Origin of the sequence: Angustibacter sp. Root456, assembly GCF_001426435.1 — a bacterium.
Classification (GTDB): Bacteria; Actinomycetota; Actinomycetes; order Actinomycetales; family Angustibacteraceae; genus Angustibacter.
Map to the genome: position 1 here is coordinate 359,898 of NZ_LMER01000015.1, position 19,814 is coordinate 379,711.

The 19,814-nt window shown below is 73.3% G+C and carries 20 protein-coding genes and 1 pseudogene; 10 read left to right on the top strand and 11 right to left on the bottom strand.

Annotation, left to right across the window (positions count from 1 at the left end; genetic code table 11):
• The first annotated feature begins 224 nt into the window (after window positions 1-224).
• The 3 genes from ASD06_RS09460 to ASD06_RS19330 are packed head-to-tail and all read left to right on the top strand — an operon-like array spanning window position 225 to window position 3,105.
• The gene (locus tag ASD06_RS09460) at window positions 225-977 is read left to right on the top strand and encodes a (Fe-S)-binding protein (protein WP_056676172.1); all 753 of its coding nucleotides are present in this window, start codon (window positions 225-227) and stop codon (window positions 975-977) included.
• Entirely contained in the window at window positions 974-2,479 is a 1,506-nt protein-coding gene (locus ASD06_RS09465) for a lactate utilization protein B (RefSeq protein WP_056676173.1), read from the top strand. The genes ASD06_RS09460 and ASD06_RS09465 overlap by 4 nt, the downstream gene beginning before the upstream one ends.
• A 14-nt stretch (window positions 2,480-2,493) precedes the next feature.
• Entirely contained in the window at window positions 2,494-3,105 is a 612-nt protein-coding gene (locus ASD06_RS19330) for an LUD domain-containing protein (protein WP_056676493.1), read from the top strand.
• Between the two features lie 72 nt (window positions 3,106-3,177).
• Here ASD06_RS19330 and ASD06_RS19335 read toward each other — a convergent pair.
• Window positions 3,178-4,149, bottom strand: a pseudogene (locus ASD06_RS19335) (Ku protein); the annotation flags it as partial.
• A 95-nt stretch (window positions 4,150-4,244) separates the two neighbouring features.
• Here ASD06_RS19335 and ligD (ASD06_RS09480) point away from each other — a divergent pair.
• Entirely contained in the window at window positions 4,245-5,195 is a 951-nt protein-coding gene (gene ligD / locus ASD06_RS09480) for a non-homologous end-joining DNA ligase (protein WP_056676178.1), read from the top strand.
• On the top strand, window positions 5,188-6,105 hold the full coding sequence (gene ligD / locus ASD06_RS09485) for a non-homologous end-joining DNA ligase (protein ID WP_056676180.1): 918 nt from the start codon (window positions 5,188-5,190) through the stop codon (window positions 6,103-6,105). Before ligD (ASD06_RS09480) ends, ligD (ASD06_RS09485) begins: the two co-directional genes overlap by 8 nt.
• A 36-nt stretch (window positions 6,106-6,141) precedes the next feature.
• On the opposite strand, the gene ASD06_RS09490 is transcribed toward ligD (ASD06_RS09485), so the two are convergent.
• The 3 genes from ASD06_RS09490 to lysS all read right to left on the bottom strand — a co-directional run bounded on the left by ASD06_RS09490 (window position 6,142) and on the right by lysS (window position 8,395).
• On the bottom strand, window positions 6,142-6,483 hold the full coding sequence (locus tag ASD06_RS09490; protein WP_056676183.1) for an Lsr2 family protein: 342 nt from the start codon (window positions 6,481-6,483) through the stop codon (window positions 6,142-6,144).
• Between the two features lie 191 nt (window positions 6,484-6,674).
• Window positions 6,675-6,818: a hypothetical protein gene (locus tag ASD06_RS19340; RefSeq protein ID WP_200941991.1), complete on the bottom strand. Its 144-nt coding sequence runs from the start codon at window positions 6,816-6,818 to the stop codon at window positions 6,675-6,677.
• A 44-nt stretch (window positions 6,819-6,862) separates the two neighbouring features.
• Window positions 6,863-8,395 (bottom strand): lysine--tRNA ligase, encoded by a 1,533-nt coding sequence (lysS, locus tag ASD06_RS09495; RefSeq protein ID WP_056676186.1) that lies wholly within the window; start codon window positions 8,393-8,395, stop codon window positions 6,863-6,865.
• 112 nt (window positions 8,396-8,507) lie between these two features.
• Here lysS and ASD06_RS09500 point away from each other — a divergent pair, with 112 nt between their 5' ends.
• Both ASD06_RS09500 and ASD06_RS09505 read left to right on the top strand, forming a co-directional pair.
• On the top strand, window positions 8,508-9,221 hold the full coding sequence (locus ASD06_RS09500; protein ID WP_056676189.1) for a DUF2975 domain-containing protein: 714 nt from the start codon (window positions 8,508-8,510) through the stop codon (window positions 9,219-9,221).
• Window positions 9,218-9,448 carry a helix-turn-helix transcriptional regulator gene (locus ASD06_RS09505; RefSeq protein ID WP_056676191.1) on the top strand — a complete coding sequence of 77 codons (231 nt, stop codon included), beginning with the start codon at window positions 9,218-9,220 and terminating at the stop codon, window positions 9,446-9,448. Before ASD06_RS09500 ends, ASD06_RS09505 begins: the two co-directional genes overlap by 4 nt.
• A 73-nt stretch (window positions 9,449-9,521) precedes the next feature.
• On the opposite strand, the gene nadC is transcribed toward ASD06_RS09505, so the two are convergent.
• The 4 genes from nadC to ASD06_RS09525 all read right to left on the bottom strand — a co-directional run bounded on the left by nadC (window position 9,522) and on the right by ASD06_RS09525 (window position 14,015).
• Window positions 9,522-10,421 carry a carboxylating nicotinate-nucleotide diphosphorylase gene (gene nadC / locus ASD06_RS09510; RefSeq protein ID WP_056676495.1) on the bottom strand — a complete coding sequence of 300 codons (900 nt, stop codon included), beginning with the start codon at window positions 10,419-10,421 and terminating at the stop codon, window positions 9,522-9,524.
• A gap of 96 nt (window positions 10,422-10,517) precedes the next feature.
• On the bottom strand, window positions 10,518-12,182 hold the full coding sequence (locus ASD06_RS09515) for an L-aspartate oxidase (protein WP_200941992.1): 1,665 nt from the start codon (window positions 12,180-12,182) through the stop codon (window positions 10,518-10,520).
• A gap of 7 nt (window positions 12,183-12,189) precedes the next feature.
• Window positions 12,190-13,098, bottom strand: a complete 909-nt coding sequence (panC, locus tag ASD06_RS09520; protein WP_056676193.1) for a pantoate--beta-alanine ligase — start codon at window positions 13,096-13,098, stop codon at window positions 12,190-12,192.
• Window positions 13,095-14,015, bottom strand: a complete 921-nt coding sequence (locus ASD06_RS09525; RefSeq protein ID WP_235502285.1) for a Rossmann-like and DUF2520 domain-containing protein — start codon at window positions 14,013-14,015, stop codon at window positions 13,095-13,097. Before ASD06_RS09525 ends, panC begins: the two co-directional genes overlap by 4 nt.
• Before the next feature lie 114 nt (window positions 14,016-14,129).
• On the opposite strand from ASD06_RS09525, the gene ASD06_RS09530 reads away from it, so the two are divergent.
• The 3 genes from ASD06_RS09530 to ASD06_RS09540 all read left to right on the top strand — a co-directional run bounded on the left by ASD06_RS09530 (window position 14,130) and on the right by ASD06_RS09540 (window position 16,503).
• The gene (locus tag ASD06_RS09530; RefSeq protein WP_157371613.1) at window positions 14,130-14,852 is read left to right on the top strand and encodes a methyltransferase domain-containing protein; all 723 of its coding nucleotides are present in this window, start codon (window positions 14,130-14,132) and stop codon (window positions 14,850-14,852) included.
• On the top strand, window positions 14,849-15,874 hold the full coding sequence (locus ASD06_RS09535; protein WP_056676198.1) for an SAM-dependent methyltransferase: 1,026 nt from the start codon (window positions 14,849-14,851) through the stop codon (window positions 15,872-15,874). The genes ASD06_RS09530 and ASD06_RS09535 overlap by 4 nt, the downstream gene beginning before the upstream one ends.
• A gap of 74 nt (window positions 15,875-15,948) precedes the next feature.
• Entirely contained in the window at window positions 15,949-16,503 is a 555-nt protein-coding gene (locus ASD06_RS09540) for a hypothetical protein (protein WP_056676201.1), read from the top strand.
• 4 nt (window positions 16,504-16,507) lie between these two features.
• Here ASD06_RS09540 and ASD06_RS09545 read toward each other — a convergent pair whose 3' ends face one another.
• From ASD06_RS09545 to ASD06_RS09555, 3 genes are read right to left on the bottom strand one after another with little or no spacing between them, the layout of a single operon-like run.
• Window positions 16,508-17,764 (bottom strand): cytochrome P450, encoded by a 1,257-nt coding sequence (locus tag ASD06_RS09545; protein WP_082537880.1) that lies wholly within the window; start codon window positions 17,762-17,764, stop codon window positions 16,508-16,510.
• Window positions 17,761-19,260, bottom strand: coding sequence for a PH domain-containing protein (locus ASD06_RS09550; protein ID WP_082537881.1), 1,500 nt, complete (start codon window positions 19,258-19,260; stop codon window positions 17,761-17,763). The genes ASD06_RS09545 and ASD06_RS09550 overlap by 4 nt, the downstream gene beginning before the upstream one ends.
• Window positions 19,257-19,739, bottom strand: a complete 483-nt coding sequence (locus ASD06_RS09555; protein ID WP_200941993.1) for a PH domain-containing protein — start codon at window positions 19,737-19,739, stop codon at window positions 19,257-19,259. Before ASD06_RS09555 ends, ASD06_RS09550 begins: the two co-directional genes overlap by 4 nt.
• Between the last annotated feature and the right edge of the window lie 75 nt (window positions 19,740-19,814).

The following is a 19,814-nucleotide window of genomic DNA, read 5'->3' on the forward strand; positions in this document are numbered from 1 at the left end:
TGCGTCTGATCGGCTCAACGTCATCGGTACCTGAGCCTGTTCCGCGATCGCCGGTCGGTTCGCCCTGCGCGGAATCTCTCGCGCGCCCTTCCCCCGTTGATCACGTTCAGTGGGCGACACTCCGCTTGCCGAGGGTTGCACCCCTCGACAACCGGGCGGAACCCTCGACAAGTACGGCGGCCGCTGCGGTGTCCCCCGGCCCTCGCAGGGCCTAGGGTCGGCCCGTGCGCATCGCGCTGTTCGTGACCTGCCTGGCTGACGTCCTGTTCCCCGACGTCGGGCGGGCCACGGTCGCGGTGCTCGAGCGCCTCGGGCACCAGGTCGTGTTCCCCGACCAGCAGACGTGCTGTGGCCAGATGCACACGAACACCGGGTACGCCGGCGACGCCCTGGGGCTCGTGCGCCACCACGTCGAGGTGTTCGAGCGGGCGCTGGACGACGGCGCCGAGGCGGTCGTGGCGCCGTCCGGGTCGTGCGCGGGCTCGGTGCGCCACCAGCACGCGATGGTGGCCCGCCGCTTCGGGGACGACGCGCTCGCCGCGCGGGCCCAGGCGGTGGCTGCGCGCACCTTCGAGCTCAGCGAGCTGCTGGTGGACGTGCTGGGCGTCACGGACGTCGGCGCGTCGTTCCCCCACCGCGTGACCTACCACCCCACCTGCCACTCGCTGCGGATGCTGCGGGTCGGCGAGCGCCCGCTGCAGCTGCTGCGCGAGGTGCGCGGCATCGACCTGGTCGAGCTGCCGGCCGCCGACCAGTGCTGCGGCTTCGGCGGCACCTTCGCCGTGAAGAACGCCGACACCTCCACCGCGATGCTGGCCGACAAGATGTCGCACGTGCTCGCGACGCGCGCCGAGGTCGTCACCGCCGGCGACGCCTCGTGCCTCATGCACATCGGCGGCGGCCTCGGGCGGCTGCGGGCCGGCGTCCGCAGCATGCACCTGGCCGAGGTGCTGGCCAGCAGCGAGGGGTTGTCGTGAGCACGTTCTTGGGCCTGCCGAGCAGTCGGCACGCCGACCTCTCGGTCGGGCACCTGGCCGCGCCGCGCGACTTCCCGGACGCCGCCCGCGACGCCCTGCGCGACAGCCGTCTGCGCCGCAACCTCGCCCACGCGACGTCGACGATCCGGGCCAAGCGCGCCGCCGTCGTCGACGAGGTGCCTGACTGGGAGGCGCTGCGCGCGGCTGGCTCGGCGATCAAGGCCGAGGCGATGGCGCGCCTGCCCGAGCTGCTGGAGGAGCTCGAGCGCAACGTCACCGCCCGCGGCGGCCAGGTGCACTGGGCCCGCGACGCCGCCGAGGCCAACCAGACCGTGCTGCGACTGGCCCGCGCGGCCGGCACGCCGGACGCCCCGGTCACCGAGGTGGTCAAGGTCAAGTCCATGGCGACGCAGGAGATCGGGCTCAACGAGGCGCTCGAGGCGGGCGGCATCACGCCGATCGAGACCGACCTCGCCGAGCTCATCGTGCAGCTCGGGCACGACCAGCCGTCACACATCCTCGTGCCCGCGATCCACCGCGGGCGCAGCGAGATCCGCGAGATCTTCCTGCGCGAGATGGCGGACGTCGACCCCGGCCTCACCGACGACCCCCGCCAGCTCGCCGAGGCCGCGCGGCGCTACCTGCGCGACAAGTTCCTCAGCGCTCGCGTCGCCGTCAGCGGTGCGAACTTCGCCATCGCCGAGACCGGCACGCTGATGGTCGTCGAGTCCGAGGGCAACGGCCGGATGTGCCTCACGCTGCCCCAGACGCTGATCACCGTGATGGGCATCGAGAAGGTGCTTCCCCGCTGGGCCGACCTCGAGGTGTTCCTGCAGCTGCTGCCGCGCTCGTCGACCGGTGAGCGGATGAACCCCTACACCTCGGCCTGGACCGGCGTCACGCCCGGCGACGGCCCGCAGACCGTGCACCTCGTGCTGGTCGACAACGGCCGGACGGCGGCCCTGGCCGACGAGCTCGGCCGCACCGCGCTGCACTGCATCCGCTGCTCGGCGTGCCTCAACGTCTGCCCGGTCTACGAGCGCACGGGCGGGCACGCGTACGGGTCGGTCTACCCCGGGCCCATCGGCGCGGTGCTGACGCCGCTGCTCACGGGCCTGGACGGCAGCAGCCACAACGACTCGTTGCCCTACGCCTCCTCGCTGTGCGGCGCCTGCTTCGACGCCTGCCCGGTGAAGATCGACATCCCCGCGCTGCTCGTGCGGCTGCGGGCCGAGCACGTGGAGCGCGCTGCGGCGGCGCGGCGCGTGCCGACGTCCGAGGCGGTGGCGATGGCGGCGGCGGCGTACGTGATGGCGGACGCCGACCGGTTCGCCCGGGCGGGGCGGGCGGCGCGGCTGGGGCGGCCGCTGGTGCGGCGGGGTCGGGTGCGGCTGCCGGTGCCGCCGCCGTTGTCGGGCTGGACGGCCTCGCGGGACGTGCCGACGCCGCCGCGCGAGACCTTCCGCGAGTGGTGGGCGCGCACGCGGGGCGGTGCGTCGTGAGCGCGCGCGACGAGATGCTGCGGCGCGTGCGCGAGGCGGTGGGTGAGGCAGCCGCGGCGGGTGCGACGTCCCAGACACCGCCGGAGCACCGGCGCTTCGGGGAGCACGCGCCCGGCAGCCTGCCCTTGATGGCCCTGCTGATGGAGCGGCTGGTCGACTACCGCGCCGAGGTGGTGCGGTGCGGCGGCGACAACGACGCGATCGGCGAGGCGGTGCGCGACGTGCTGCGGCGGCGCCGTGCCCCCGACGTGGTGGTGCCCTCGGGCCTGCCCGAGGCTTGGCGTCCGGACGGCGCGGTGGTCGACGACGGCCTCGACGCCCGAGCGCTGGACGCCCTCGACGGGGTCGTCACCGCGAGCGCCGTGGCCATCGCCGAGACCGGCACGATCGTGCTCGACGGGTCGCCGGACTGCGGACGCCGGGCGATCAGCCTGGTGCCCGACCTGCACGTGTGCGTGGTGCGGGTGAGCGACATCGTGCAGACCGTGCCCGAGGGGCTGGCGCTGCTCGACCCCACCGCGCCGCTGACGTTCATCAGCGGGCCGAGCGCCACGAGCGACATCGAGCTCGACCGGGTCGAGGGCGTGCACGGGCCGCGCACGCTCGTCGTCGTCCTCGCCGGCTGACTCCCGCAAATACCCGCCGAAGTCCGGTTGCGCGGGGCCGTTCAGGGCACCTGTGGCCGGAAATCGGCGGGNGGTCTTCTTCGCCGCCGCCTTCTTCGTGGCTGTCTTCTTGGCGGCAGTCTTCTTGGTCGCCGCCTTCTTCGCCGCCGTCTTCTTGGTCGCGGCCTTCGTCGCAGTCGACTTCTTCGCAGCCGACTTCTTGGCCGGCGCCTCCTCGGCGACCTCCTCGGCCTTGGCCTGCACCGCCTCGGCGGCGCTCGCCCCGCGCTTGCCCTTGGCCGCGTCGACCGATCGCTGCAGCGCCGCCATGAGGTCGAGCACCTGCCCGCGGTCGGCCGCCGCCGACACGCCCTCGGTGGGCAGCTTGGCGCTCTCGCCGCGCTCGAGCTTGGCCTCCACCAACGCCTCGACGGCGTCGCGGTACTCGTCGTCGAACTCGTCGGGGTCGTAGTCGCCGGTCATCGAGTCGACCAGTGACGACGCCATCGCGAGCTCCTGCGGGCGCAGGTCGCTCGCGTCGCCGAGGTCCTCGAAGTCGGCGGCGCGGATCTCGTCGGGCCACAGCATCGTCTGCAGCACGATGACGTCGTCGCGCACGCGCAGCACCGCCAGCGTCGAGCGGTTGCGGATGGCGATGTGCACGAGCGCCATCCGGTCGGCCTCGCGCAGGGCCTCGCGCAGCAGCGCGTAGGGCTTGACGCCGGTCTTGTCGGGCTCGAGGTAGTAGCTCTTCTCGAACAGCATGGGGTCGATCTGCTCGGCCGGCACGAACCGCTCGACCTCGATCTCGCGGCTGCCGCTCACGGGCAGCTCGGCGAGGTCGTCGTCGGTGAGCACCACCAGCTCGCCGTCCGGGGACTCGTAGCCCTTGGCGATCTCGTCGTAGGCCACCTCCTCGCCGCACACCTGGCAGACGCGGCGGTACTTGATGCGGCCGCCGTCCTTGCGGTGCACCTGGTGGAACGACACGTCGTGGCTCGTCGTGGCGGTGTACATGCGCACGGGCACGTTGACCAGCCCGAACGACACCGCGCCCTTCCACATCGCTCGCACAGCCGGCTCCTCTCGTGCGGTGGCACGACCCCATCACGGCGACACGTCGACGTGTCCGACGACGACGCTACAGGCAGGATGGGCCCATGCGCCCGATGCTCGCCACCGCAGCGGACCCCCAGTCCGCCGTCCCGCCGGGCGAGACGTGGGCGCACGAGGTCAAGTGGGACGGCATGCGCCTGCTCGCCGACGTCACCGACGGCGAGCTGCGGCTGACCTCGCGCACCGAGGCCGACGTCACGGTGACGTTCCCCGAGCTCGCAGGTCTGGCAACGGTTCTGGCCGACGGCATGCTGGACGGCGAGGTCGTGGCCTTCGCCGACGGCAAGCCGGACTTCGGCGCTCTGGCCGACCGCATGCACGTGCGCGACCCCCGCCGGGCGCGCGCGCTCGCTGAGCGGTTCCCGGTGTCGTACGTGGTCTTCGACGTCCTGCGGCTCTACGGCGTGCCGCTGCTCGGACGCACCTTCGACGACCGCCGCCAGACCCTCGAGCGGCTCGAGCTCGGCGACGGCAGCGACGCCTGCTGGCAGGTGCCGGCGGTGTTCGACGACGGCGAGGCGCTGCTCGAGGCGACGCGCGTCAGCGGCCTGGAGGGCATCGTCAGCAAGCGCCGCACGTCGCTCTACCAACCGGGACGACGCAGCCGCGACTGGCTCAAGCGCGCGCACCGCAGCTCGCAGACCGCCGTCGTCGGTGGTTGGCGGGCGCAGACCGGCACGACGTCGACCCTGGCGTCGCTGCTGGTGGGTTTGCCGGACGGCGCGGGCGGCCTGACGTACCTGGGCAAGGTAGGCGCGGGCATCGGACCGACGGCATCGGCCGACCTCACCCGACTGCTCACGCCGCTCGCGAGCGACACCTCTCCGTTCAGTGACCCGGTGCCCCCAGTGGACGCGCGGGGCACGCACTGGGTGCGCCCGGAGCTGTGCATCGAGGTGGCGCACCTCGGCTACGGCCGTCAGGGCCGCCTGCGCCAGCCCGCGATGCGTGGCGTGCGAACCGACGTGCGACTGGAGGACCTGCGCCGTGAGTGACTCCGTGCACGAGGCGCAGGTCGACATCGACGGCCACCGGCTGCGCCTGCGCAACCTCGACAAGGTGCTCTACCCGGCGACCGGCACCACGAAGGCCGAGGTGATCGACTACTACGCGCGCGTCGCCCAGGCGATGTTGCCGCTGCTCGCCAAGCGACCGGTGAGTCGCTTCCGCTGGCCGGATGGCGTTGCGGCGCCGTCGTTCGTCGAGAAGTCGGTGCCGCAGGGGACGCCGGACTGGGTGCACACGGTGACGCTGGACGCCCCGGGGTCGTCGAAGGACCGCGGCAGGATCACCTACCCGCTCGTCGACTCCCTCGCGGCCCTCACGTGGCTGGCGAACCTCGCGGCCCTGGAGCTGCACGTGCCGCAGTGGAAGGTCGGCCCGCGAGGCACCGAGCGCGACCCCGACCGGCTGGTCATCGACCTCGATCCCGGCGCGCCCGCCGCGCTGCCCGAGTGCGCCGAGGTCGCGCTGCTGGTGCGCGAGCGGCTGTCCGCCGACGGCCTGGAGTGCGTGCCGGTCACGAGCGGCAGCAAGGGCCTGCAGCTGTACGCGCCGCTGTCGGGCACGCAGGACGCCGACGTGGTGCGCGAGTATGCGAAGCGGCTGGCCGAGTCGCTGGCGCGCGAGCGCCGCGACCTGGTCGTGTCGTCGATGTCCAAGGCGCTGCGGCCCGGCAAGGTGCTGCTCGACTGGAGCCAGAACCACCACGCCAAGACGACGATCTGCCCGTACTCGCTTCGCGGACGCGAGCAGCCCAACGCCGCCGCACCGCGCACGTGGGCCGAGATCGAGGACGCCGGATCGCTCACCCAGCTGCACCACCGTGAGGTCGTCGAGCGGCTCGACGACCTCGCCCACGTCACCGAAGCGTTGCAGCACAAGGGGCCGCGCGTCCCGACGTGACGTCGGCCCGCGCGGCCCCCGGGTGGACTGCTGTGCTCAGTGCGCCTTGGCGTAGGCCTCGCGCACCTCGGCCGAGATGCGGCCGCGCTCGCTGACCTGGTAGCCGTTGCCCTTGGCCCACTCGCGGATCGCCGCGGTGTCCTCGCTGCCGGCTGACCGGCGTCCGGACGAGCGCGACGTGCTGCGACCGGACGACGCGCGCCCGCTCACGCGACGGGCGTTGCCCACCCACACCGCGAGGGCGTCGCGCAGCTTGGCCGCGTTGTCGGTGTTGAGGTCGATCTCGTAGCTGACGCCGTCGAGCGCGAACGTCACCGTCTCGTCCGCGTCCCCGCCGTCGATGTCGTCGATCAGAACGACCTGGACCTTCTGCGCCATGGTGATCTTGCCCTTTCGGCGGAAACAGTCGTTGCATTTCCCCCTGCGGGCTGCAGCGTATTTCCTTCAGGGCCGAAATAGCAAAACACCATTTGCGCCCCAGCAACAATTTTCGTTTCCGTCACGCCGGCCGCTTTCCGCCATTCAGACCGCTTGGGGGCCGAACATCGCGGCCTGAGCGGCGGAAAGGGTCAGGAATCGACGGGGTGCTCCTTTTCCCACTTGGCGAGGGCCGCGCGCTCTCGGCGGTCACCTTCGAGCATCGACTTCACCGCGATGACGAACAGGAACAGCACACCGGCCGACGGGATGAGCGCGAGCAGGGCCTTGACCATGCCTCCAGGCTACGCCGGGCCGCGAGCCGCCTCGGCAGCCGACCTCACAGCGGCTTGACCAGCGGGAACAGGATCGTGTCGCGCACGCCGAGACCGCTGAGCGCCATGAGCAGCCGGTCGATGCCCATGCCCTGCCCGCCGGTGGGCGGCAGCGCGTACTCCATGGCCCGCAGGAAGTCCTCGTCGAGGCGCATCGCCTCCTCGTCGCCCAGCGCCGCGAGCTTGGCCTGGGCCTCGAAACGCTCGCGCTGGATCACCGGGTCGACGAGCTCGGAGTACCCCGTGGCGAGCTCGAAACCGCGCACGTAGAGGTCCCACTTCTCGGTGACCCCGGGCTTGCTGCGGTGGTCGCGCGTCAGCGGCGTCGTCTCGACCGGGAAGTCGCGCACGAACGTCGGGGCGTGCAGGTGGTCTCCGACGAGGTCCTCCCACAGCTGCTCGACGAGCTTGCCGTGGCTGAGGTACTGCGGGTCGACCTCGATGTCGCGGCGCTTGGCGTGCTCGCGCAGCTCGGCCAGCGAGGTGTCAGGGGTGACCTCGGCGTCGAGCACCTGCGACAGCGAGTCGTACATCGACAGCGTGGCCCACTCGCCGCCGAAGTCGTACTCGGTGCCGTCGTGCAGCACCGCGACGGTCGAGCCGTGCATCGCGACGCACGCGCGCTGCACGAGCTCGCGGGTGAGGTCGGCGACGGTGGAGTAGTCGCCGTACGCCTCGTAGAACTCGAGCATCGCGAACTCGGGGCTGTGCGTGGAGTCGGCGCCCTCGTTGCGGAAGTTGCGGTTGATCTCGAAGACCTTCTCCAGCCCGCCCACGGCCGCGCGCTTGAGGAACAGCTCGGGGGCGATGCGCAGGTACAGGTCGATGTCGTAGGCGTTCATGTGCGTCACGAACGGCCGAGCCGACGCACCACCGTGCAGCGTCTGCAGCATCGGCGTCTCGATCTCGATGAACCCGTGCTCGTGGAACGTGTCGCGCAGGCTGCGGACGACGGCGGCGCGGTCGCGCACCATCTTGCGCGCCTCGGGGCGCACGATCAGGTCGGCGTACCGCTGGCGGACGCGCGTCTCCTCGTTCAGCCCGGCGCCCTCGTGCAGGTTGGGAAGCGGCCGCAGCGCCTTGGCCGCGAGCTGCCACTCGTCGGCCATGACGCTCAGCTCGCCGCGCTTGCTCGAGATCACGCGGCCGTGCACGAAGACGTGGTCACCGAGGTCGACGTCGGCCTTCCAGTCCGCGAGCCGCTGCTCGCCGACCTCGGCCAGGCTCAGCATCGCCTGCAGCCGGGTGCCGTCGCCCTCCTGCAGCGTGGCGAAGCAGAGCTTGCCGGTGTTGCGGATGAAGACGACCCGGCCGGTGACGCCGACGACGGCGTCGGTCTCGGCGCCCGCCTCGAGGTCGGCATGCGCCGCTCGCACCTCGGCCAGCGTGTGCGTGCGGGGCACCGACACCGGGTAGGGCTGCACGCCGTCGGCCAGCAGCCGCTCGCGCTTGGCCCGCCGCACGCGCATCTGCTCGGGCACGTCGTCGGCGGACGGCGGCACGGCGGGCGTGGCGGGAGGCGCGGGCTGCTCGGTCACGGGGCGACCCTACCGAGCGGGTCGGTGACGGCCGGTTCGCGGGAGGCGCTTGCGCTGGATGTTATCGATAGTCGATAGTATCGACATTCGATAAACAATCCGGGGAGACCTCATGACCACACCGACCCGCCAGGGCGCCAACGAGCTCGCGGTCGTCGAGTGGCTGCTGCGCGGCGCCGCGGTGCTGGCCGCCGCCGCCGCGCTCTGGATGCTGCTCGGCGCCAACGGCCTCGGACTGGTCAGCTCCTACGGGCGGCCGGGTGCGCCGTCCGACGCGAGCCTGGTGATGAACGAGCGCGTCACGATCGAGGGGGAAGCCGGGCTGGCGACCGTGCGCGCAGCCAACCAGCAGCTCGGGTCGCTCGAGCAGCGCTCCGACGCGGTCGCGGCGTCCGGTCGGCGCGGGCCCAACCTCGCGGAGGTGGAGGGCCCCACCGACGTCACGGTGCAGTTCTGGAGCCCGACCGGCCCGCAGCGCTGGGCCTGGCTGCTCGTGCGCGTCGTGCCCGCCGCCTTCGCGGCCATCGGCCTGTGGCTGCTGGCGGCGCTGACCCGCAGCGCCCACCGCGGCTCGCCCTTCACCCGGCGCAACGTGCACCGGCTCATGCTGCTGACGAGCCTGGTCGCGGCCGGCGGCCTCATCGGCGACTGGGGTGCCGCGCTGGTGCGCATGTGGTTGATCGACAGCAGCGATCTCGGCTCGCTCGTGTCGCCCGGCGCGGAGCTGAGCTTCGCCTTCCTCGGCGTGGTGCTGCTGCTGGGCGTCGTGACCGAGGTCTGGCGGCGCGGCGTCGCGATGCGCGAGGACCTGGACGGCCTGGTGTGAGCGGCGGCGAGGACGCAGAGGCCCACCGCATCGCGTGTCGGCTCGACGTCCTGCTCGAGGAGCGCGGAATCACCCTCACCGAGCTCTCGGCGCGGGTCGGGGTCTCGGTGGTCAACCTCAGCGTGCTCAAGAACGACCGGGCGCGCGCGATCCGCTTCTCGACGCTCACCGCGATCTGCGAGGCACTCGACTGCCAGCCGGGCGACGTCCTCACCCTCGCGCCGTGAGTGCCGACTAGTGACGAGTTCTCAACCCTCGGCGCGCGCAGAAGGGTTCGCGTCGCGTCACAAGTGGTGACGGTCAGACGAGGTCGAGCGCGATGTCGAGGATCGGGCTGGAGTGGGTGAGGCCGCCGACCGAGAGGTAGTCGACCCCGGTGAGGCCGTACTCGCGTGCGTGCTCGAGCGTCAGCCCGCCGGTGCCCTCGATCTCGACGCGCTCGGGCGTCGCGGCGCGGACGGCGTCGACGGTCTCGCGCAACAGGTCGACGGACATGTTGTCGCACAACAGGAATCGCGCCCCGGCGCCGACGGCCTCGAGCGCCTCGGCCACCGTGGTCACCTCGACCTGCACCTCGACGTCGGGGTAGCGCGCGCGCACCGCCTCGTAGGCCGCGCGCACCGAACCCGCGGCGATCTTGTGGTTGTCCTTCACCATCGCGACGTCGTACAGCCCCATGCGCTTGTTGGTGCCGCCGCCGCAGCGCACGGCGTACTTCTCCAGGGCGCGCAGCCCCGGCGTCGTCTTGCGGGTGTCGAGCACCGTGGCGCCGGTGCCGTCGAGCACCTCGGCCCAGCGGCGCGTGTGCGTCGCGACGCCGGACATGCGGCACACCAGGTTGAGCGCCGTCCGCTCGCCGGTGAGCAGCGCCTGGGTGGGGCCGGTGACCTCGGCCAGGACGTCCCCGCGGCGCACGCTCGCGCCGTCCTGCGCGCGCAGCGTCACCTGCGGCTGCGGGCAGCCGAGGCGGCGGGCGACGTCGTCCCAGACCAGGGCGAAGACCGCCAGGCCGGCCACGACGCCGTCGGCCCGCGCGACGACCCGTCCGGTCGACTGCTGGTCGAGCGGGATGGTCGCCGAGGCCGTGACGTCGACGCCGTCCGGGCCGCCGAGGTCCTCGTCGAGCGCCCGCCGGACGACGTCGCGCGCGTCGTCAACGTCGAGCGGCGGGGTGACGGCGGGCGGCGCGGGCTGGCTCACGAGCGGCACCCTAGCGAAGCGCTGCGCCCCGACTTTGCACGCCGTGCCAGCACTTCACGCGGCCAGCACGCCGCGTGAAGTGCTCGGGGACCTACTTCACGTGAACACCGGGGAAGGCGAGTAGGTGGTGGTGAGGGTGCCGTCGGGGGCGCGGCGGGTCGTGAGGTGGCCGCGGCAGCGGGCGTCGTCGCGGTCGGGGAAGTCGGTGCGCAGGTGGCCGCCACGGGTCTCCTCGCGCTGGGCGGCGACTTGCGCGAGCAGCGACCCCACCTGGTGCAGGTTGGTGGTCTCCCAGGCCGCCGAGCCCGCAGCCTCGGTGGTGCACTCCGCTAGAGCCGCAAGCTCGAAACCGGTGTGCTGCAACGACTCGGCGCTCCGGACTGCACCGGCGCCAGCCGTCATGGCGAGCTGGACGTCGATGCGCCGCTCGGGGTCGAGCAGCGTCTCGCCGCCCGGCCGCTCCACCGGCTCGGACGACGGCAGCTCGCCCGCAGCCAGCCGCGCCGTCAGGTCGTCGGCGATGCGGTGGGCGAACACGAGGCCCTCGAGCAGCGAGTTGGAGGCCAACCGGTTGGCGCCGTGCACCCCCGAGCACGCCACCTCGCCGCAGGCGTAGAGCCCTTCGAGCGAGGAGCGGCCGTGCAGGTCGGTGGCGACGCCACCACTGGCGTAGTGCTGCGCCGGCGCCACGGGCAGCAGGTCGGTGGCCGGGTCGAACCCGAGCGAGCGGCAGCGCTCGACGATCGAGGGGAACCGCCGCTCGAGGAACTGCGACCCCAGGTGCCGCGCGTCGAGGTAGACGTGCGAGGAGCCCTCGGCGTGCATGCGGTCGACGATCGCCCGCGACACGACGTCGCGCGGCGCCAGATCGGCCAGCTCGTGCACCGCCGCCATGAACCGCTCGCCCGCACCGTCGACCAGCACCGCACCCTCGCCGCGCACCGCCTCGCTGATGAGCGGCTGCTGTCCGCGCGAGCCTGCGCCCAGCCACAGCACCGTGGGGTGGAACTGCACGAACTCCAGGTCGCGGACGTCGGCCCCGGCCCGCAGCGCCGCGGCCATGCCGTCTCCCGTGGCCACGGCGGGGTTGGTGGTCGCGGCGTACACCTGCCCCAGACCGCCGGTGGCGAGCACGACCGCCCGCGCGAGCGCCGCACCGACGCCGTCGCGCATGCCTTCACCCAGCACGTGCAGCGTGGTGCCGCAGACCCGGCCGGTGGCATCCTGCAGCAGGTCGACGACGAGCGCGTGCTCGATGACCTCGATACCGGGGTCGTGGCGCACCGCCTCCAGCGCGGCGATGAGCGCCCGTGAGATCTCGCGGCCCGTCGCGTCGCCGCCGGCGTGCGCGATGCGGTCGCGGTGGTGGCCGCCCTCTCGCGTCAGGGCGATCTCCCCCTCGGGCGTGCGGTCGAACTCGGCGCCCATCGCGACCAGCTCGCGCACGCGCGCCGGCCCCTCGGTGACGAGCGCCCGCACCGCCTCGACGTCGCACACGCCGACGCCCGCGGCGAGGGTGTCCTGCAAGTGCTCCTGGGGCGAGTCGGCCGGGTCGAGCGCCGCGGCGATACCGCCCTGCGCCCAGCGGGTCGAGCCCTCGTCGAGCACCGTCTTGGTCACGAGCAGCACGCGGTCGACCCGCTGGCGCAGCCGCAGCGCGGTGGTCAGGCCGGCGATGCCCGAGCCGACCACCACGACGTCGGCGCTGGTGGTCCAGCCGGGCGGCGGCGCCACGAGCCGCCGGGGGATCGTCAGAGCCACGCCCGGCTCACCCCTGCGAGCCCGAGAAGGCGGGCAGCGCTCCGCCGTCCGGCCCCAACCGCACGGGCACGTTGTCGATGAGCCGCGTCGTGCCCACCCGGGCAGCAACGGCCAGCAGCGCCTCGCCGCGGTACCACTCCGGCACGTCCTCGAGCGTCTCGGGGTGAACCAGCACGAGGTAGTCGACGAGCACGAGCGGCTCGGCGACGAGCACGGCGCGCGCGGCCCGACGGACGGCGCTCGGCCCCTCCGCCGCGATCTCGGCCCCGGCGTGGAGCGCCCGGGACAGGGCGAGCGCGGCCTCGCGGTCGCTCGGCGTCAGGTAGACGTTCCGACTGCTCATGGCGAGGCCATCGGCCTCGCGCACGGTGGGCACGGCGACGACCTCGAGCGGGAAGTCGAGGTCTCGGGCCATGCGCCGGATCAGCAGGAGCTGCTGGGCGTCCTTCTGGCCGTAGTAGGCGAGGTCGGGCCGCGTGAGGTGCAGCAGCTTGCCCACCACGGTGAGCACGCCGTCGAAGTGGCCCGGCCGCGACTGGCCCTCGAGCACGTCGCCCAGAGGTCCGGCGCTCACGCGGACGCCGGGGTCGCCGTCCGGGTAGACGACGTCAGGGCTCGGGGTGAAGACGAGGTCGACGCCCTCACGCGCGCAGATCGCCAGGTCGCTGTCGATGGTGCGCGGGTAGCGCGAGAGGTCCTCACGCGGGCCGAACTGCAACGGGTTGAGGAAGATCGTGACGATGACGTGGCGGGCGCGCCGACGCGCCACCTTGATGAGCGACGCGTGCCCCTCGTGCAGGGCACCCATCGTCATGACGACGGCGACGTCGCCGTCGTCCAGCGCTGCGCGGGCCACCGCCAGCTCCTCGCGCGTGTGCGCGACGACCGGTGTGGACGTGGAGGTCGGCGTGGTCACTCAGGCTCCTTCGAACGGGCCAGGACGTCGAGCAGGTTCTCCGCGACCTGGGGTGACAACCGACCGGACGCCAGGGCCCGCACCGCCGTGGCCCGGGCGAGCGCGACGTACGTCGGCAACACGTCCGGGGTCTCGTGGGTGAGCTCGCGCACGTGCGCGGCCACCGTACCGGCGTCACCGCGCACCACGGGGCCGGTGGTCGCCGCGTCGCCGCTGCGCAGCGCACCGTCGAGGGCCGCCGACAGCAGCGGGGCGAGCACGCGGTCGGGGCTCTCGACGCCCGCGCCGCGCAGCACCTGCAGCGCCTGCGCGACGAGCGTGACGAGGTGGTTCGAGCCGTGAGCGAGGGCCGCGTGGTAGCGGGGCCGATCGGCCTCGGCCACCCACACCGGCTCGGCACCCATCTCGAGCACCAGGGCCTCGGCCACCGGCCGCGCCGCCTCGGGTGCCGTGACACCGAAGCAGCAGCCCTCGAGCCGCTCAAGATCGACGGCGGTGCCGGCGAAGGTCATCGCCGGGTGCAGCGCCAGGGGGATGACGTGGTGCGCGACGGCCGGCTCAAGCACCGACACCCCGAACCGGCCACTGGTGTGGACCACGATCTGCCCCGCCTGCCAGGCGCCGGTCTCGGTGAGGCCCTGCACCAGCGCCGGCAGCTCGTCGTCCGGCACGGTGAGCAGCACCAGCTCGGCTGCGGCCACCACCTCGGGCACGGGCACGACCGGGACGCCCGGCAGCAGCCGCTCGGCGCGGTCGAGCGACGCGGCGCTCACGCCGCTGGTGGCTACCACGCGGTGACCAGCGCGCGCGAGGGCCGCACCCAGCACGGCGCCGACGCGGCCGGCACCGACCACGCCGACGTCGAGCCGCGCGGGACGCTCGCCCGCGGGCGTCAGGTCGAGGCTGCCGACATCCACGGACGCGACGCTAGTGCGTGGCGTCCCACCCCGGGCGCCCCGGGCCATGACTTCGGATCCACGGTGCACGCCTGGGGCGGCGCTGGGGGCGTGCGCGGTCGCTACGCTCGGCGCATGGGACGGCACGAGCGGCTCGCGAGTCTCGCGCAGCTCGACCGCGACGGCCTGGTGGTGGCCGACCTCGGCTGCGGCACGGGGCGCACGGTGCGCAAGCTGCTGGAGACCACGCCCGCACCCGCCACCGTGCACGCCGTCGATCACGGCTCCGACCTCGATGACGACCTGCTCCACGACTCGCGCGTGGTGTCCCGAGTCGCCGACCTCGACGCCCCCCTGCCCTTCGACGACGCGACGATCGACCGCATCGTGTCGATGAACGTCGCCGAGAACCTGCTGGACCCGCCGGGCTTCCTTCGGGAGTGCTTCCGGGTGCTGCGGCCCGGTGGCTTGGCGGTGATCGGGCACACCGACTTCGACACCGCGCTGTTCACGAGCGACGACGACGCGTTGACCCGGCTGCTGGTCGACCGCTTCGTCGGCGTCGTCCCGTCGTGGCAGAGCCGAGCCGACGGCTTCATGGGCCGCAAGCTGCTGCGGCTGGCCGCCGACTCGCCGTTCGAGCTCGCCGACGTGCGGTCCTGGGCCGACCCGCACCGACGGTTCGACGAGGGGTCGCTCGCGTGGAAGATCGCGATGGGTATGCTCGCGGCCGCGGCTGACGACGAGGAGCTCTCGGCACGCGCAGGCGGATGGGTGGAGTCAGTGCGTCGGCTGGCCGACCAGGGGCGGTTCCTGTTCGCCATCACCGACGTGGTCGTGGTGCTGCGGCGTCCATGACGTTCGTCGCGTGGGACGTCGCCTGGCACGAGGCGCTGTACGGCCGCAACGGGTTCTACCGCCGCCCAGGCGGCCCGGCGGCGCACTTCCGCACGAGCGTGCACGCGTCGGATCTGTTCGCCGATGCCCTGCTGCGCCTGGCCCAGCGCGCCGGGCTGGGCCGCGTGGTCGACATCGGCAGCGGGCGCGGTGAGCTGTTGATGTCGTTGCGGCGCAGCGCAGCTGCCCGCGGGATCGCGGTTGAGCTCATCGGCTGCGACGTCGTCGACCGGCCGCCAGACCTTGCACCGGACGTGATCTGGGCCCAGTCGGACGGCGGCGCCGACGTCCCAGAAGCGTTGCGGCCGTGGTTGCGTGGCGCCCTGGTCGTGGCGCACGAGTGGCTGGACGACGTGCCGTGCCCCGTCGTCGAGCGGGCCGACGACCTCACCTGGCGCGTCGTGGAGGTCGACGCCTCGACCGGTCGCGAGCGGTTGGCCGGCCCCGTCGGCCCCCGCGAGAACCACTGGCTCGAGCGGTGGTGGCCGTCGGTGGACCCGCACGCCGGTGACCGCGCCGAGGTGGGCACCTCCCGCGACGACGCCTGGGGTTCCCTCGTGCGACAGGCGACGGACGCGCTGCTGCTGGCGGTCGACTACGGCCACGACCGGGAGACGCGACCGCCCCGCGGCACCCTCACCGGCTACCGCGACGGCACCGTGTGCCCACCCGTGCCCGACGGCTCGTGCGACGTCACCGCGCACGTGGCCGTCGACGCTCTGGCCGCCGCCGGCGAGCGGGCCGGCGCGGTGAGCAGTCACGGCACCACCCAGCGCGAGGCGCTCCTCGGTCTCGGCGTCGACGGCTCGCTCCCCTCGCCCGCCACCGCGGCGGGCGACCCGCTGAGCTACCTGCGGGCGGTGAGCGCGGCGAGCCACGCCGGTGAGCTGCTCGACCGGGCCGGGCTCGGCGCCTTCCGGTGGCTGATGCAGTCGACCGCCCACGACCGAGCCGAACCCCGCACCCTGCTCCACTCAGCGTGACCACCTCGGCACTTTCAGCGACGGGCGCGCGGGCGGATTGGACAGCGTCGCCACGGTTTGGCGACTCTGGGCCGGTGCCGCATTCCCGACGTGTCGCCGCCGCCCTGCTCGGCGCGACGGCCCTGGCTGCCGCCCTCAGCGGGTGCGGCGGCGCTGGCGGGGCCTCGCCGCGCACGACGGTGACGGTCACGACCTCGAGCCAGCCGACCCACACGGCCACCCCGACGCCGACCGCGACGAGCGACGTCAAGGGCCGCCACTTCGACCTCGGCACCGTCACCGACGTCGCGACGGTGGGCGGCGTCACGGTCATCGAGCTCGACCGGTGGACACTGCCGGGCACGAGCGACACGGACATCGCCCGGAACGGCATCGAGGTCGTCCCTCATCGCGACGTCCGCTACACCAACCAGAACACCGAGAAGACCTACACCGCGCCGGTGGCCGACGGCGCGATCGTGGTGGTCAACCGCTGCGTGCCGGGCACCGGCGGCGAGCTCGGGCTGGAGTCGACGCCGCAGAGCGCCACGACGTGGCTGAAGAACGCCGACAGTCGCGACGTCCTCGTCGTGACGTACGACGACCAGGGCCGCGTCACCCGGCTCGACACCGACCCGCGCTGCGCCTGACCGCTCAGCCGCGCACCGGCACCGACTCGTAACCGCGCAGCACGAACGTCGGACGCCGCGTCGGTTTAGCCGCCAGCTCGAGCGCCGGGTAGCGCCGCAGGAGCGCCGGCAGCGACGTCTGCAGCTCCAGCCGCGCCAGCGGAGCACCCAGGCAGAAGTGGATGCCCGCACCGAACGCGAGGTGCGGGTTGGGTGCGCGGTCGACGACGAAGCGGTCGGCGTCGGCGAACACGTCGGGGTCACGGTTGGCCGCACCGAGCAGCGCGGCGACCTTGTGACCCTGGGGGATCCGCACCGTGCGGTCAGGGAGCTCGAGCTCGACGTCCTGCGTGGCCGTGCGCTCGAAGAGGTGCAGCGGCGAGTCGTGGCGCAGCATCTCCTCGACCCCGAGCGCCACGAGCGACGAATCAGAGACGTTGCGCCGCAACGTCTCCAGTTGGTCGGGAGCAGACAGCAGCGACACCAGGCCGTTGCCGAAGCCGTTGACGCTCGCCTCGTGTCCGGCGTTGAGCAGCAGCACCACCGTGGCGATGAGCTCGTGGTCGTCGAGCTTGTCGCCGCCGTCGCGCACCTGGACGAGATGGGTGACGAGGTCGTTGCGCGGGTCGGCGCGCCGCGCGGCGGCGAGCTCCTGAACGTAGGCGGCGAACTCGCCGCAGGCCGCGCGCGCCGCGGCCTCCTGCTGCGGCGTCCGGTCGACCTCGTACATCCGCACGATGGCCTGCGACCACGGGCGCAGCAGGTGCTGGTCGGTCTCGGGCCAGCCGAGCAGCTCGGCGATCACCAGCACCGGCAGGGGTTCGGCGTAGTCGCCGATGACGTCGAAGGAGCCGGAGTCGGCCAGCGCGACGTCGCACTCGTCGAGCAGGCCCTCGGCGAGCTCGGCGACGCGCGGTCGCAGCCGCTCGACGTGGCCCCGACCGAACGCCGCGGCCACCAGGCGACGCAGGCGGGTGTGCTTCGGCGGCTCGCTGTCGAGGATGGAGTCCGCGTGCAGCCAGTTGAAGGTGCCCCAGTCGGACTCCGGTGCGCGCGGGGCGAAGACGCGGCCGAGGCGCCGCTCACGCAGCACGACGTCGGCGGCGCGATGGGTGAGGGTCACGGCCTGGCCGAGCCCTTCGTGCCAGAGCAGCGAGCCCTGCCGGCGCGCCTCGTCGAAGGCCGAGTACGGGTCGGCGATGAAGGCCGGGTCGCGGACGTCGAACGCCGCGCGCAGCGGCTCGAGCGAGGTGTCCGGGCTGGTCGGCGCGGTGGCGGTCATCGAGGTCCTCCTGGGGCCTGCATCCAACGTCCCTGGTCGAGGTCGCCGCGGCGAGCCCGCGCTGCGCGTCCGCGCTCGGCCTGCTGGTCGAGCAGGTCACCGGCCACGTCGGTGGGCAGGTGCGCCACGGACGGCGCGATCGGCCCCTGCGTGGAGTGAACCTCGAACGTGGCGACGCCGAGCCGTCGCTGCAGCGGTCCCTGTCGCACGCCCAGGCTCTGCGTGCGAGCGTGCGGGACGACGTCCAGCTCGCGCACGAGCACGCCTCGGCGCATCAGCAGGACGTCGTCGAGCACGCTCACCCCGTGCCGCCGCCAGCCGATGGGGTCGATCCAGCGCGTGCGCCGAGGAGCGACGACGAAGCCGCCCGCGGTGTCGGTGCCCGTGAGGCCGGCCTTGATGGCCCGCATGGTGGGCCCGGCGGCGTCCTCGGTGAGGCTGGGCGCGAGGGCCGGCAGCGCCAGGCGCAGCACCAGGAGCGCCTCAGCGCGCGAGCCGACGGTGAGCAGCACGTTCTCCTGGCCCGCGGAGTCCTGGCCGGCGTCGCTGCCCCCGCGTCCACCGGAGTACCCGGCGACGTTCACCTCGAGCTTCCACCAGTCGCGCGAGCGCCAGAGCAGCGGCTGGCGCAGGCGCACGACCTGCACGCGGCCGGGCGGCACGGTCTGAGCGCGCGTGGTGAGCAGCCCGTGGTGCAAGCGGATGCCGTCCGGCGAGGTGGCCACCCGGAAGCCGAACGCCGACGTGAACCTCGCCCACGCTGTGCCGCCGACGCCGAGCACCACGGGGAGGAATCCCGCGAGCACCGCAGGCTCTCGAGTCACCGCCACCGTGACGACGCCGGCCGCCAGCGCCAGGACCGCCACGACCGAGACCCCGCTGCGGGCGAACGACTCCAAGGTCGTCGGCACCGACACGGTGAGCACCTCGTGCTCGGGAGCCTCGGGAGCGACCTGCCCGACGTACTCGACGCCGGCTGCCCGCGCCAGCAGGGTGTTGCGCAGCTGCTGGGCGTCCGCCTCCCGCAGCAGCGACAGCGAGATGGCGGAGTCCTTGCCGCCCGCCACCTCGAGCTTGAGCTCGGCCAGCCCGAAGAACCGCGCGAGCAGCGGTCGCACGACGTCGATGGCCTGCAACCGGTCGAGCCGCGCCTGGCGCTGCTGCCGGAACAGCACGCCGGTGTGCAGCTGCAGGGTGTCGCCCTCGACCCGGTACGCCGCGCGTTGCCAGGCGAGCAGCGCGTACACGCCCCCGACGAGCGCCGCGCCGGCGATGACGGCCAGGCTGATCAGCGCCTCCTGACGCGAGGGCAGGCCGTGGCTCACGAGCTCGTCGCCCCGCTGCTGGGCGATGACCGCCACGAGCACGGCGACGACCTTCCACCCGCGCACCAGCGGCGTGAGCGGGTGCAGTCGGTGCCACGTGCCGTCGGCGGTGTCGTCGGCGGTGACGTCGCCGGTGACCGGGCCGGCACCGCCTTCGGTCGGTGCGCTCACAGGCCGGCCAACCGCGCCTCGCCGCGTTGGGCCAGGCGGTCACGCAGTCGGGCCGCCTCGTCGGGCACGAGGCCGTCGATCGAGGCGTCGGTGCCGGGCGAGGCGGTGTGCAGCTGCACGGACGAGTAGCCGAGCTTGCGCGCGAGCGGACCAGCGGCGACGTCCACGAACTGCATGCGGCCGTAGGGCACCACGACGATGTTCCGGAACATGACGCCGTGCCGCACGAGCAGGTCGTCGGCGCGCTCGACGTAGCCTATCGCGCGCACCTGGCGGCCGATGAGCCACCACGCCCACGCCAGGGCCAGCACCGGCACCGCTACCAGGGCCAGCAACCACGAGACCGCGCTCAGCACTGCGGCCGCCACCACCGCGATCGCGACGACGGCGCAGACCACGCCGACGACGAGCCGCCGGCCCGTCGCGAGCCGGTCGGAGACCGGGTGCCAGGTGACGTCGTCCGGCGCGAAGGGGTCCACGGCGCCATGCTGGCACACCAGCGGGCTCCGCCGTGGTGGCACACGTGATGGCAGACTCGGGGCCGTGACCCAGGC

Bases quoted from the DNA above. Each gene is read 5' to 3' on its own strand.
- ASD06_RS19330 (WP_056676493.1), top strand. From the start codon at position 2,494: ATGCTGCGGCGCGTGCGCGAGGCGGTGGGTGAGGCAGCCGCGGCGGGT.
- ligD (WP_056676178.1), top strand. From the start codon at position 4,245: ATGCGCCCGATGCTCGCCACCGCAGCGGACCCCCAGTCCGCCGTCCCG.
- ASD06_RS09490 (WP_056676183.1), bottom strand. From the start codon at position 6,483: ATGGCGCAGAAGGTCCAGGTCGTTCTGATCGACGACATCGACGGCGGG.
- ASD06_RS19340 (WP_200941991.1), bottom strand. From the start codon at position 6,818: ATGGTCAAGGCCCTGCTCGCGCTCATCCCGTCGGCCGGTGTGCTGTTC.
- ASD06_RS09500 (WP_056676189.1), top strand. From the start codon at position 8,508: ATGACCACACCGACCCGCCAGGGCGCCAACGAGCTCGCGGTCGTCGAG.
- ASD06_RS09530 (WP_157371613.1), top strand. From the start codon at position 14,130: ATGGGACGGCACGAGCGGCTCGCGAGTCTCGCGCAGCTCGACCGCGAC.
- ASD06_RS09535 (WP_056676198.1), top strand. From the start codon at position 14,849: ATGACGTTCGTCGCGTGGGACGTCGCCTGGCACGAGGCGCTGTACGGC.
- ASD06_RS09545 (WP_082537880.1), bottom strand. From the start codon at position 17,764: ATGACCGCCACCGCGCCGACCAGCCCGGACACCTCGCTCGAGCCGCTG.